The following is a 12,924-nucleotide window of genomic DNA, read 5'->3' as shown; positions in this document are numbered from 1 at the left end:
TGATTGTAGGTAAATACTAAAACAAGAGAATACCATTTAATTTTTTATAGGAATTCTGATTAATTCCCTTGCACGGTCGGTCAGCGAATGTTGTCCTTCCAGTTTTAACAGTAATGCCATCAATTCGCTTTCACGAAAATTAAAATTGGAATTTACAAGCGAAATAAGCAGCCAGGGACTATTGGTAAAACCATTCGTGTTAACCCACCCACAAATCCGACGCACTTTCTTCTGCAATGCCCAGCACATTGGTTGATTGTCAGGTAAGGCCCGACCGGTAAATCGTAATGTTCTTTCCGTCGAAGCGATTGATGCCATCTTTGGTACCCAGCAACATAAAACCCTGGGAGTATCAAAATCAGGGTTTTTTGAGGCTTATCCATGGTTTCCATCATATAGATATTTCTACGGATTTTTGAATTTTGAAATGGAGTAAACCATTGCTATTTTACAAACAGATCTAACCCAGAACCCGGCTTTATGACGTCACAACCTATTCGTCTGTTACTGGTTGACGACCATAAGATTGTGCTGGAAAGCCTTTCTTTGTTACTATCGACGGATTCTGGTTTTGAGATTGTAGGAATGGTAAGTTCGGGCAAACAGGCTTTGCAGTTTTTGAAGGAAAATGAGGTGGATATCCTGATCACCGACCTGAAAATGCCGGGGATGACGGGTATTGAGCTGTGCCTGAAAGCCAGAAAGGAATTTCCTTCATTAAAAATCCTTATCCTGACCATGGTCGACGATCCCGTTCAAATCAGGGAAGCCATTGCTGCTGGTACCACAGGCTATATCTTAAAGAATGCAGACAGGGCAGAATTGTGTTTCGCAATTTCGACCCTGGGGTCCGGGAAGAAGTTTTTTAGCGAACACGTTGTTTTTGGCCTGGCCGACACGCTCAAACAAGACCGTGGTTCCGAAATTCCCGACAAAATATCCAAATTAACCACCCGCGAACTCGAAGTATTGCACCTGATCGCTAGGGAATTCTCCACCAGTGAAATTGCTACTAAGCTGTTTATCAGCCTCCCCACCGCCGAATCCCACCGAAGAGACCTGATCCAGAAACTGGGTGTGAAGGGGACCGTGGGATTGGTATTGTATGCGGTGAAGCATCATATAGTTTGACCTACCAAACACCTCGGTATAATTTTTTAAGTTCGAAAACGGCTGCATTAAATCCCGCAGCACTTTTGGCTTTATATGGAAAATTTTACAATGCTCCAATTTTTTGAATGGTATTATCCCGCGGATGGAAGTCTTTGGCGGCATTTCAAAAATGAGGCGACCCGTCTGAAAAATATGGGATTTGATTCAGTCTGGCTGCCTCCGGCGCACAAAGGCATGGACGGGGCCAATTCACAAGGATATGATTCTTATGATTTATACGATCTGGGGGAATTTGATCAAAAGGGTTCAGTAAGAACAAAATACGGAACTAAACAGGAGCTTATCGAGGCCATTGCTGCCGGCAGGGAAGTTGGTATGCAGGTGTATTGTGACATTGTCCTCAATCATATGGGAGGCGCGGACGAAACGGAGATCATTCCTGTAAAAGAGGTTACGCCTGAGAATCGGAATGAGTTCGTGAGCGATACTTTCGAAATTAAGGCCTATACCAAATTTACGTTTCCGGGCAGGGGAGGCCAGTACTCGAAGTTTGTCTGGGATTATCAATGCTTTTCAGGTGTGGATTATAATGCATCAAGTGAGCAAAACGCCATTTATAGCATCCAGAACGAATATGGTGATGGCTGGCAGAATGTACTTGACCTGGAAAACGGAAACTACGATTACCTGATGCTGTCGGATATTGAATTCCGAAACCCGCATGTGCGGCAGGAGCTTAAAAATTGGGGAGAGTGGTTTATCGAGACAGTTAACTGTGACGGTTTCCGGCTGGACGCTATAAAACATATGGATCCTGCATTTTTCAACGAATGGCTTGATCATCTGAGAGCAAAATACCAAAAGGAGTTTTATGCCGTCGGAGAATATTGGGCACCTTATGATCTGGGTTCCATGCTTGCATACATTGATGCAACAGACAAACGAATGTCCCTATTTGATGCGCCTTTACAAGGCAATTTTTTCAGGGCATCCAAAGAAAACGAGCATTATGACCTCCGGACGATACTGGATAACACACTCGTTCAGGCAATGCCGGAACTGGCGGTAACCCTGGTTGAAAATCACGACACACAACCCTTACAGTCTTTGGAACAAACAGTTGAACCTTGGTTCCGGCCGATTGCGTATGCGATTATTTTGCTAAGAGAAGCGGGTTATCCATGTATTTTTTACACAGATCTCTATGGTTCCAAATATCGGGATGTCGGTAGGGATGAGCAGGAACATGAAATCACATTAGAAAAGCTTGAGGCATTGGAAATATTATTGCACACCAGAAAACATCTGGCTTATGGTGCCCAGCATGATTATTTCGATGACATTAATTGCATCGGCTGGATCCGGCAGGGAGATGAGGAACATGAAAAATCAGGATGCGCCGTGTTAATATCCAATCACACGGAAATTTCAAAAGTCATGTATATAGGTGAGCAGCACGCGGGTGCCACTTTTGTGGATTACCTGAACCCTGACACAGAGCCTGTTACAGTCCGTGAAGATGGTAATGCAGAATTCCGTGTCAGTGGTCGTTCGGTAAGTTTGTGGGCGAGACCAGTTTAAGCTGGTTCCGCTTCAAGCAATTGTACTTCTACATGCAAAGAGTCCAATGTCGCATTTCCGAATTGCGTTACCATAGCCACATCCGCAGCATCCCGGCCATGTGCTATCTCAATCCGATAACCTTCTGTTTGTTGTTGTACGGCATCGAACGTATACCAACCTCCGCCAATGTATACCTCAAACCAGGCATGAAGATCCATTTCCTGTAGTTTGTCCAGATATCCCACGGTCATACGGGTTGGGATGCTCAGGTTACGGCAAAGGGCAATCGCTAAATGCGTAAAGTCACGGCATACGCCGATCCTGTTTCTTGCAATATCCAAAGCAGTTGTGAACGAATCGGTAGTTCCATATTGGTATTTCACATTTTGATGGATCCATTTCCTGATTTCTTCGACCTGATCATAACCAGGCTTGAAGTTTCCGGCTATATCCATCGCCAGCTTTCCAATTTCAGGCAGATCTGACTGGCAGTACCTGCTTGGAAGGATGTAATGCATTACTTCGTCGGGCAAATCGCCGATCATGACAAACTCAGGGACAGGATTGGGGATGGGCTTGGTAGCATTCACCTGAGCCTGTACTTCCGTGGTAATGGTCACTGTGCCTGGTGGCAGGATCGCCCGCTGGCATGGGTTGCCATAAATATCCGTGAATTCGGAAAAAGTGACTGAAGGCTCAATCTGGAAACCCTCTTGAATGATGGATTGTCCATCCTGACGTCGCGGACGCAGCATCGTTGTCACATTTGTAGGCGCATAAACACTATAAGTGATTACACTCCTTCCTTTCATTTTCATATTAAGTTGATTTGTTTGTGGTTACGAATTTTTTACTTGATTAATCTTCCACCTCTTCATGATGATCTTACCGGAAAAGCGTTTGAGGTGATAACGCTCAGGTTCGCCTATCAGAAAGCCATAAGCTTTCATAGAAGGGATTGCGTCGAAGATGACTTTCAATACAGCAGTGATAGGAATGGCCAGGATCAATCCCGCCACACCGAAAAGCATGCCGCCTAACAAAAGCCCGATCAGCGCCATCAGCGGATTGATGCTTACTTTTCCGCCGACAATGTTGGGCGTCAGGAAATTGCCTTCCAAAAACTGGACAATCTGGAACCAGGCGACAACGCCAACTGCATACCAGACGCTGTCTTTGGTCGCTAATGCAAACAAGGCAGGCAAAATAGAGCCGATTGCAATCCCGATATAGGGGATCAGCATGAGAAGTGAGGCCAGAATGCCAAAAAACCAGGCGTAGGGAATGCCCAAAACAAGGAGCCCAACCGTGTTTAGGATGGCAACGATGCCCATCACCGTTACCAGACCGACCAGATAACTCTGCACGACATAGTAAATCTTATCCAGCACCTCGCTAACCAATTCTTTGGATGTCGAGGCAAATGCGTGAAAAAAGAATTCACGGAAAAAGTCGCGGTAGTATAGCAAAAAGAAGGTGAACAATGGCACGATCACAACACTCGCTAGGATGCCGCCCACAGAACCAAACGCAGTACTGAGAATGGTACCCGCATTGCCGACAACCCTGTTGGAAAAAGTAGTAATCTGTTTCGTAATTTCCCCCTGTTCGATCCCAAAACGCATGGTTACCCATTTTTGTATGGTGTCCAGAATGTGCATGAAACGCACCTGAATATCACTTCCGTTTGCACCGATCACGATGACCTGGTGAATGATAAACCAGACAAGGCTTCCAATCAGCACAATCGCAATCAGCACCGAGAGCAGCGAGGCATAGACGCGGTTAAACTTATATTTTTCGAAAAAACGTGTAATTGGAAACAACGAAATCGCAAGAAGTATGGAAAATAACAACGGCACCAGCACGCCTTGCAGGACGTACAAAAGCGCAATGATCAAAACCAGGCTTAGCAAAGATGCAGCCAAATTAATGCTTCGATGATTTTCGGAAAGTTTTATCATGGTTTGTTAGGATAAGGCACTTTGTATTTATTTATAAATAACGTGCCTTTTTCTTAAACCCAGATTGTAATGCCGATTTTATACCATTTAAACTCACAAAAATTCCTAAACTTTGTAAATAAAGGCTTGATTAAGAACAAGTTTAATTAATGATCTTCACCTACTTTCAACTGTCCGCTCATTTACGGGATTACATCAAGGGATATTGGCTCATGCATTTTTACTTCAATGCGCTTAGTTCAGAAATCCATAGAGTGAATGAGGAATTGGCGAATGCTGACAACTATGATCTGTTGACCAGCATTGTGGAAGATTATCTCTGGAAAAAAATCCAGAAACTTGGATTTGATATCCGGCCAATGGATATCGCAAGCCGTCTGGTGCTGGCGGATGCAGCTTAAGACGGGCGCACCGACACGGTGGCAATGCAAAAGTTATATAAAGATTATGACTCAATGATCGTCGGGCCGCCGGTTGGTTTATAAACCGATTCAATCGTTTTCATTCGTCAGTTTTCAAAGCTTAGAGTAAGTTAGCATATTGTAAAACTTTATATATAAGCAATATTATTTAGGCGGACCGAGAACATTGAGATATTTATGAAGACAATCCTGTATGCTTGTTTACTGATATTTTTTTGCTGGATAAGTGGTTTTGGCCAGGACTTTGCAAAGGTAAATGCGCCTAATGGGCCTATAATATCCAGGACCAGGGTTACTGTCCGGGTCCTGGATAAGCATACCTTGCAGCCGGTCAATGCGACGATCATCGTGGTTGGTCAAAAGCCTGGAAAGCAAATCGTACCTGCATTCGAGGATAAGGTTTATAAATTTAAAATTCCTCCCAAAGACACAAGTAACATTACCATCTATGCCGATGGATATGAGACTTTAAATGAATCCATTTCAGCAGGCAAAATGAATTCAACAGAAGTTTTTTATCTCTCCCGAACGCCGGGTAATAACTTGGAATCACCAAAAGCCATTTTATCGGAAGACATTACATCGGTACTTTATTTCAACCAGGGTCAGGCGATCATGTTAGCAAAATCGACGATGGAATTAGAGCGGATAGCTGACTTTTTGACAAGTCATGAAGTGCTTGACATTGAGCTTGCCGGACATACGGACAGCACAGGCGACCCAGCCGAGAACTTCGAACTTTCCAGTGACCGTGCGGAAATGATCAAGGAATACCTGACCAAGCGCCAGATAGCCTCTTCCAGAATAAAAAGCAGAGCATTTGGAAGCAAAGTCCCCGTCGCTCCAAATGATAGTGAGGAGAACAGGAAACGCAACAGACGTGTGGAAGTACGGGTTAAGGTTCGTTAACCGGTGACTTATTTGAGTTTTTCGGTGAAAAAATCAATCGTTCGTTTCCAGGCAAGTTCCGCGGCAGCTTTGTCATACCGTGGCGTCGTGTCATTATGGAAACCATGGTTCACTTCCGGATATACGTAAGCCGTATATTCCTTTTTATTTGCTTTTAAAGCTGCTTCATAAGCAGGCCAGCCTTCGTTCACGCGCGTATCCAGTTCTGCATATTGAATCAGGAGTGGAGCTTTTATTTTGGGGACATCCTCCACCGGTGGCTGACCTCCGTAAAACGGTACTGATGCCGCTAAGTCAGGTATCCGGACCGCCATTAAATTGGCTATGCCTCCGCCAAAGCAGAAGCCCACCACACCGATTTTTCCGTTGCAATCTTTATTGCTTTTCAGATAATCATATGCTGCTATAAAATCTTCCAGCATCTCATTTCTGTCGCGTTTGCTCTGCATGGCCCGGCCATCGTCGTCATTTCCGGGATAGCCTCCCAATGGTGTCAATGCATCCGGGGCAATTGAGATAAAACCGGCGAGAGCGGCCCGTCTGGCCACATCTTCAATGTGGGGGTTGAGGCCACGATTTTCGTGGACAATGACAATTCCGCCCAATTTTCCTTTTGCATCCGCGGGCTCGGAAAGCAATGCTTTAATCTTTCCGCCACCTTTTGGAGATTCGTATGTAACATAGTCCGATTTCAACCGCGGATCATTGGCCGGAACCTGGATTGCGCCATGATAATCAGGCATAAGAAAACTCATCAGCGATGCGATCGTGATCCCTCCCACTGCATAAGTCGATAATTTTTGCATAAAATCCCGTCTTTCAAGCCGGTTATGTGCATAGTCGTCATATAGGTCGAAAACCTCCTGTTTAATATCTTCTTTTTTGATTTCGCTCATGTCGATGATTAGTCTGGGTTGTTTGATCCGAAAACATACAGATAAGAGGCCAAGTGCTGTCATTTACTTGCGTTGTGCAGCAGAGCCGAATATTGCCGTGGGTTCTGCCCGGGGGACCAGAAATTGTTGAGCGACTTTTTTATAACTTTAAGCGGATGCATTTTTCTTGTTGTTGACTGCAATTATTGTGAAGGGTAGTATTCAGATGCTTTTACTTGACCGCCAACAGATCGACCATCTCAATGACGGGATCAGCTGAGAGCAAATCGGGCGCATGTTCCATCAGCGCTTTTGCAATCTGGCCGCCCAAATGTGCGGCTCTGGCTTCTGACGTTTCGAAAGTGTCAAAAATGCCGAATGTTGACGGGCCCATTTGCAAGGCAAACCAGTTGATGGTCCCTTCTTCCTCCATAGCCAATGGAAGTGCACCTGCGATGAAGTCGGCTACTTCCTGCTCCTTACCAGGCTTGGCCTCAAGCCGTGCCAAAATTGCTAATTTGACCATACTGTTTATTTGGTTTAAGTGAAATCTAACTGGTTTTTGGCATGTTCATACCAGCAACGAACGGGTGATAAGAGGTTATGAAACCGGGGACGGAATTTCCAGGATTTTAAATTTTATTTTGCCGGCACAAATTTTAATGCATAAGAATTCATGCAATACCGCTTTCCGGTAGGCTTTGGGCCGTCGTCGAAAAGATGGCCAAGATGCAGACCGGTTTTGCTTTCCACCACTTCTTCCCGCACCATTCCAAGCGACCTGTCTGACACTACCTTCACTGCCTTCTCATTGTAAGGCTTGTAGAAACTAGGCCAACCGGTTCCTGACTCGAATTTTGTGTCGGAAGTAAATAGCGTATCACCGGTTGCGGCGCTCACATAAAATCCTTTTTGGTGGTTATCCCAATATGGGTTCTGGTAAGGACGCTCGGTGCCTTTTTTTACCATAATGCTATAAGCCTCTTTGGATAACTGTTTCTGCCATTGTTCATCCGTTTTCATAATCGGATAGGTCTCTTTCTGGGCAGATTTTTTTTGCCGGTCCTGGCTGCACGCAAGTGTTGAACAAAAAATAATTAAAGAAAAAATAATCTGAAACGCTCTCATGTGTTGATGATTTAATTGTTGTTTGTTATTTAAAATTTGGTTCGAAATCAATTATAACCCGGAATAATAGTCATAACCATGTCTAGCCCAAAAATCTCCCGGACGCTTATCGCTGAATGATATGGTGCCAATCCTTTTCAGATTTTTGATGCCGTATTTGACAGGGATAATCAGTCGCAGTGGCGCTCCATGTTCGGAAGTTAGCGGTTTGTCATTCATTTCGTAGGCCAAAATGGTTTGCGGATGCAGGGCACTGGCCATGTCCAGCCCAACATAATACTTTGAATTTGGCGTTTTCATACCTACGTATTGCATTCTCGTCTCATTTTCAAGTTGATAGTGCGCGATAAAATCGATAAACCGCACACCGGCCCAATGCTGGATTTGATCCCAGCCCTCCACGCATTTAAAATCAAAAATAATTTCAGTTTTGGGCAATGCCCTAATATCTTCCATTTTAAGTTTGAAGACATCGTCTTTGCTTTTTGCAACCGTCAGCTCCCATTCTTCGGGATTAAAACCCTCCTTTTCCAAACCGATCATACTGTTTACCCTTACCTTTTGAGCAGCCCGATCTTTCGGATAAGTTTTGACCAAATGATTGCCGCTGAAAAAATTCCTGAAAAACACTTCCGTCTTGTTCATGGCTTTACGCAGAGGCACGCGTGCCCGTGCGGTTATGCCGGCTTCCTCTTTGGGCGAGTTATAAAGCCATTTCCAACCTCCAAAAGCAGCACCAGAAAGCACTGCAAACGTGGCAAATGAGATAAAACTCCTTCTTTTTATCTTCTGTTCGACGGTATTAGTCTTTTGGTCCACTGGGATCGGTGATTAAATTTGGCTCATCCTGTATTTGTTCCAGCCCCGGTACGGCTGGCTCCTGTAAAACCTCAAATCCTGCAATAACAGACCTGAAATTGTTCCAGCCCGCCAGAATTACCTGCACAATATGAATAACAAAAAATAAAACATAACCGATCGTTAAAGCGAAATGAAGTATCCTGGCGAAACCATAGCCGCCGCAAAGCCAGGTGATCCAGTAAAACTGAACGGGTTTGTAAATCGCCAGCCCAGTGACCAGCGATCCAAATCCCATGACGATGATAGCAGTATAGGCAATTCTTTGTGCGGCGTTATACTTGTTTTGCGGGGGCAGGGTTTTGCGGATGTGCAGATCATGCAAAACAACCAGCCAAGCCTCTTTGAACGATGATTTTTTTGGAATAAGCTCCCGCCACGCGCCTGATATGATGGTGTAAAGGACATACAAAAACCCGTTAACAGCGAAAAACCACATAAACAAAAAATGGAACGCCATGCCTTCCGCCAATCGCCTGCGGAGGTTGAAAAACTGGTAAAACCAATCCGGGAAAAATTTCACAAAAGTGTGTCCAAAAAGCGTGATGGAGTAAACGCCGTGGGCCCAATAAATGAGCAGGCCACTCCAGATCATGATAGCCAGGATCGGAAAGTTGACCCAGTGGGTCCACCGCATTGCCAATGCATGTTTTTCTTTGATGACTTTCATATTTTGCCCGATTACCTATCCGTGGTTCAACACTTTGCATAAATATACGCCACGATTATACCAGACGATTTAAGAAGTCCGCTGTTTTTTTTTGCAGTCGTTCTTTTAGCTTATTTGGATAATTGGTGCCATCATCGGTAAAAGTGAGCAAGGCCAGGGAGCTATATTTTAAAATATATCTTCCTATTTAAATCGCCCCAGGCTTAGGCCCGGGGCGATAGATTTCGTTTGCTTCGGAAAAATAATGGAGATTACTTTTTTGACTCATAATGCATGACGACAATGCCGCAGTCAAAGGCATTGGATTTCACTAATGTCAGATCTTTTTTGCTGTTGAGTTCTTTAAAAATCGGCAATCCTTCACCGATCGCGGCGGGATTGAAGAATAAATGATATTCATCAATCAATCCATTTTTGATCAGGGCTGATACAAAATGGGCGCCGCCGTAGGCAATGATATCCCCACCATCCTGTTCTTTCAATTTGGTGATTTCCTCAACAATGTCGCCTTTTGCCAAAACCGTATTTTCCCAATCCGACTTTTCGAGCGTTTTGGTAAAGACTACTTTATGTGATCCATTGAATATGTCAGCACCATCCTGTTCCGGATTTGCGGCCCAGTAGGGAATAAATCCTTCCGCAAGTTTTCGGCCCAACACAATGCAGTCGACAGGTGTGGTCAAATCCCCTACATAATTTTTCAGCTGGTCATCCCAATTCATTGACACCCAATCCATTTCGCCGTTGGGTCCTGCGATAAATCCGTCAACGGTCATTTGTACCTGCAATTTTAACTTTCTCATTGTGCTGTTCGTTTTTGTTTGTCATTGTATAATGCAAAGCTAGTGGGTAGGGTTTTCTTTAATAGGTTGTCGATGCGGCTTTAAACGGGGGCAATTGCGGCAACAGCGATAAAAAAATCGGCGGGCTAAGCCTAGCAAAATTCAGCTATAATCGATTAAACGGTTCATTAACAAGTGAGTAAGGGACTTACATTTAGGTGATTTAGCTGAAATGGTAAATTGCCAATGCTCAAACGTCCCCATACCCTTTTCCTTTGCGCTATCCTGCAAATGACAATATCCAGCCTTTATGGCCAGATGCAGGTCGACAGCATCCTGGTGTCGGGAAAAGTATTGCGGTATCAGGCTGGCAATCCAATGCGATTTACTGCTTCCGACCATGACCTGACTTTTTTTTTCTCTTCAAAAAACATTAAAACTGACCATTACCGCTACCAATTACGTGGCTTTGATGACAATTGGACTACTAGTTCCTATCCGGCGACGCGCTATAACAATCTGAAAGGAGGGAATTACGAGCTGCAAGTGGAGGGAATCACGGCAGGCAATGTGTCCGGGCGGACCCAAATCTCATTTTCAGTTGAACGCGAATTGATGGAAGAATGGTGGTTCATACCGTCGGTGATTGTTTACGTGCTGGTGTTGCTGAGTGCGTTGATGTACTTTTTCATTCTTTATCATTTCAAGCAAAAGCTAAAAGTACAGGCGATACGAAACCGCCTTGCGGCTGATTTGCATGATGAAGTAGGGGCGACGCTAAGCAGCATTGCCATGGCAACCAATATGGTCCAGCGCAAAGTGGGTGATAGCACAGAAGTACAAAACTTGCTTGCACATATCAGGTCAGATTCGGAAGAGACCATTAATACGATCAGGGATACTGTCTGGACCATTAATCCCGACAACGATTCTCCGGCAAAGCTGTTTGAAAAAATGCGTTCTCTGGCTTTTCAGATGCTGGCGGTAAAGGAGATTGCTGTGCAGTTTGAGAATGAAGCCCGAACAGGTAACCGATTGGGGATCAATATGGAGCAGCGCCGAAATCTATACCTGATTTTCAAAGAGGCCATCAACAACATTGCCAAACATTCGTCAGCCGGTAGTGTCAATATTAGGGTCTCGCAATCCAGGGATGGACTTTGTCTGCGGATTGAAGACGACGGTGTCGGGTTTGACATAAGTAAACCAAGCGAAGGAAATGGGCTTAAAAATTTTCGAACCCGTGCGGCGGAAAGCTTTATTGACCTTACGATCGAGTCGTCGCCCGGAATGGGAACACGAATTTCGATGATCGTGCCTGACCTCTAAGCGAAACCACCAATATTGCTGGGTAGCTTGGTGGGCGGTTATGAGGAGCTTTGTGTTTCAAATTATTGACGGTGAGCATTATGATACGGATTGTTTTATTTGAGGATAACAAGAGTTTCCGGCAGAACCTAAGCCTTTTTCTGACTGGTACCGAGGGTGTAAATTTGGTAGGGTCATATAGTGATGCCAATGAGGCGGTGGCCAAAGTGCTCAGGCTCAAACCTGATGTAGTGCTGATGGACATACAGATGCCTGGAATTTCGGGGATTGAGGCTATGCAGCTCTTAAAAGCGGCTTGCCCAGAAGTAAAAGTGTTAATACAAACGGTTTTTGAAGATGAACACAGGGTTTTTGCTGCGATTTGCGGTGGGCTTCGGGATATGTCCTCAAAAGTCCCGATCCCGAGATAATCCTGCAAGCGGTAAAAGATGTGGCGAACGGAGGAGCACATATGTCACCTACTATTGCAGTCAAAGTGTTTCAAATGTTCCAGCATCAGTTTGTACGCGCGCAACCCACATATGTGGAACTTACCGACAGAGAGCGTGAAATTCTGGGTTGTATGGTAAAAGGAATGAGCTATAAAATGATCGCGGATGCGTGCTTTTTAAGTTATCACACCGTGCATTGGCATGTCAAAAATATATATGAAAAACTGCACGTAAACTCGGCCCCGGAGGCCGTAGCAAAGGCAATCAATGGAAAATTAGTGTGAACTTTAAATCAACTGTCAAGATGGCAAAGCAATTTGGAAGAAAGGTAGAATCAAAAGTTTCAAAGGTGAAAGGCCCGACCCCAAACGCTGATTTGGAGAATCGTACGCCAGATAACATGAAAGAGGATCGGTGGGTTTTAGCCTATTGGGATGGTGTTGAACCTAAAATTAACAGAATCGAATTAAATGAAATAACAAATGCCGAAGCGAACGGTTCTAATTATCTTGAAATCGTCGTAGTCAACATTAACGAACCAAGTTCTGTAACATTAAATCACAAGTTCTTCAAGAGGCGACAAATAGTCGGTAAGCCTAAATTTGATTTCAAAAGTATTCTCACAATACCTGTTTCATCGCGTTTGGAAATTTCTGATCAAAATGCCGTTGAAATCACCCCCGAGCTTGCGGCGAAGTATAAGACAATCAGCTTTGTTTGTCCCTTAAGCGCTTTGAAGAGATATCAACAGACCAGAGTTTATTTTTACACATTGGGCAAAATAAAAGGACTTACATTCTCATACATTGATTTCTTTACCGGTTTTATAGCTTCAGGCTCAACGACCAGAGGTGTAAAAATTCCTTCAAGCGCGGAATGA

The 12,924-nt window shown here is 44.3% G+C and carries 17 protein-coding genes; 8 read left to right on the top strand and 9 right to left on the bottom strand.

Translation table 11 applies throughout. The annotated features are described in order from the left end of the window. Positions 1–36: 36 nt before the first annotated feature. The gene (locus FHS68_RS10040) at positions 37–318 is read right to left on the bottom strand and encodes a hypothetical protein (RefSeq protein ID WP_167269632.1); all 282 of its coding nucleotides are present in this window, start codon (positions 316–318) and stop codon (positions 37–39) included. 162 nt (positions 319–480) lie between these two features. On the opposite strand from FHS68_RS10040, the gene FHS68_RS26240 reads away from it, so the two are divergent. Together FHS68_RS26240 and FHS68_RS10030 are read left to right on the top strand one after the other, a co-directional pair. Then, complete coding sequence (locus FHS68_RS26240) at positions 481–1,131, top strand: response regulator transcription factor (RefSeq protein ID WP_208408272.1); 651 nt, start codon at positions 481–483, stop codon at positions 1,129–1,131. Between the two features lie 75 nt (positions 1,132–1,206). Further along, positions 1,207–2,694, top strand: coding sequence for an alpha-amylase (locus FHS68_RS10030; RefSeq protein ID WP_167269630.1), 1,488 nt, complete (start codon positions 1,207–1,209; stop codon positions 2,692–2,694). Here FHS68_RS10030 and FHS68_RS10025 read toward each other — a convergent pair. Together FHS68_RS10025 and FHS68_RS10020 are read right to left on the bottom strand one after the other, a co-directional pair. After that, positions 2,691–3,488, bottom strand: a complete 798-nt coding sequence (locus tag FHS68_RS10025; protein ID WP_229211841.1) for a transglutaminase domain-containing protein — start codon at positions 3,486–3,488, stop codon at positions 2,691–2,693. The genes FHS68_RS10030 and FHS68_RS10025 overlap by 4 nt on opposite strands. A 27-nt stretch (positions 3,489–3,515) precedes the next feature. Beyond that, the gene (locus FHS68_RS10020) at positions 3,516–4,640 is read right to left on the bottom strand and encodes an AI-2E family transporter (protein WP_167269626.1); all 1,125 of its coding nucleotides are present in this window, start codon (positions 4,638–4,640) and stop codon (positions 3,516–3,518) included. 149 nt (positions 4,641–4,789) lie between these two features. Between FHS68_RS10020 and FHS68_RS10015 the strand changes: the two genes are divergently transcribed. Both FHS68_RS10015 and FHS68_RS10010 read left to right on the top strand, forming a co-directional pair. Further along, positions 4,790–5,041, top strand: coding sequence for a hypothetical protein (locus tag FHS68_RS10015; protein ID WP_167269624.1), 252 nt, complete (start codon positions 4,790–4,792; stop codon positions 5,039–5,041). A 198-nt stretch (positions 5,042–5,239) separates the two neighbouring features. After that, positions 5,240–5,971 carry an OmpA family protein gene (locus tag FHS68_RS10010; protein ID WP_167269622.1) on the top strand — a complete coding sequence of 244 codons (732 nt, stop codon included), beginning with the start codon at positions 5,240–5,242 and terminating at the stop codon, positions 5,969–5,971. Between the two features lie 8 nt (positions 5,972–5,979). Here the strand turns inward: FHS68_RS10010 and FHS68_RS10005 are convergent, their stop codons facing one another. The 6 genes from FHS68_RS10005 to FHS68_RS09980 all read right to left on the bottom strand — a co-directional run bounded on the left by FHS68_RS10005 (position 5,980) and on the right by FHS68_RS09980 (position 10,305). Further along, a complete protein-coding gene (locus tag FHS68_RS10005; protein WP_167269620.1) occupies positions 5,980–6,867 on the bottom strand; it encodes a dienelactone hydrolase family protein in 888 nt (295 codons plus the stop codon). A gap of 211 nt (positions 6,868–7,078) precedes the next feature. Then, positions 7,079–7,372: a putative quinol monooxygenase gene (locus FHS68_RS10000; protein WP_167269618.1), complete on the bottom strand. Its 294-nt coding sequence runs from the start codon at positions 7,370–7,372 to the stop codon at positions 7,079–7,081. Positions 7,373–7,485: 113 nt separating this feature from the next. Further along, the gene (gene msrB, locus FHS68_RS09995) at positions 7,486–7,974 is read right to left on the bottom strand and encodes a peptide-methionine (R)-S-oxide reductase MsrB (RefSeq protein ID WP_167269616.1); all 489 of its coding nucleotides are present in this window, start codon (positions 7,972–7,974) and stop codon (positions 7,486–7,488) included. A gap of 51 nt (positions 7,975–8,025) precedes the next feature. Continuing rightward, positions 8,026–8,793, bottom strand: coding sequence for a molybdopterin-dependent oxidoreductase (locus tag FHS68_RS26655; RefSeq protein ID WP_310588535.1), 768 nt, complete (start codon positions 8,791–8,793; stop codon positions 8,026–8,028). After that, positions 8,777–9,502: a cytochrome b/b6 domain-containing protein gene (locus FHS68_RS09985; protein WP_229211840.1), complete on the bottom strand. Its 726-nt coding sequence runs from the start codon at positions 9,500–9,502 to the stop codon at positions 8,777–8,779. The genes FHS68_RS26655 and FHS68_RS09985 overlap by 17 nt, the downstream gene beginning before the upstream one ends. Positions 9,503–9,753: 251 nt before the next feature. Beyond that, complete coding sequence (locus FHS68_RS09980) at positions 9,754–10,305, bottom strand: dihydrofolate reductase family protein (RefSeq protein ID WP_167269614.1); 552 nt, start codon at positions 10,303–10,305, stop codon at positions 9,754–9,756. 225 nt (positions 10,306–10,530) lie between these two features. Between FHS68_RS09980 and FHS68_RS09975 the strand changes: the two genes are divergently transcribed. The 4 genes from FHS68_RS09975 to FHS68_RS09960 all read left to right on the top strand — a co-directional run bounded on the left by FHS68_RS09975 (position 10,531) and on the right by FHS68_RS09960 (position 12,924). After that, a complete protein-coding gene (locus FHS68_RS09975) occupies positions 10,531–11,613 on the top strand; it encodes an ATP-binding protein (protein WP_167269612.1) in 1,083 nt (360 codons plus the stop codon). An 80-nt stretch (positions 11,614–11,693) separates the two neighbouring features. Beyond that, positions 11,694–12,023, top strand: a complete 330-nt coding sequence (locus tag FHS68_RS09970; RefSeq protein ID WP_167269610.1) for a response regulator — start codon at positions 11,694–11,696, stop codon at positions 12,021–12,023. A 41-nt stretch (positions 12,024–12,064) separates the two neighbouring features. Next, complete coding sequence (locus FHS68_RS09965) at positions 12,065–12,328, top strand: response regulator transcription factor (protein ID WP_167269608.1); 264 nt, start codon at positions 12,065–12,067, stop codon at positions 12,326–12,328. Then, positions 12,325–12,924, top strand: a complete 600-nt coding sequence (locus FHS68_RS09960; RefSeq protein ID WP_167269606.1) for a hypothetical protein — start codon at positions 12,325–12,327, stop codon at positions 12,922–12,924. The genes FHS68_RS09965 and FHS68_RS09960 overlap by 4 nt, the downstream gene beginning before the upstream one ends.

Source organism: Dyadobacter arcticus, assembly GCF_011762185.1.
GTDB classification, from domain to species: domain Bacteria; phylum Bacteroidota; class Bacteroidia; order Cytophagales; family Spirosomataceae; genus Dyadobacter; species Dyadobacter arcticus.
This window is presented reverse-complemented; position numbering and strand designations above follow the sequence as displayed.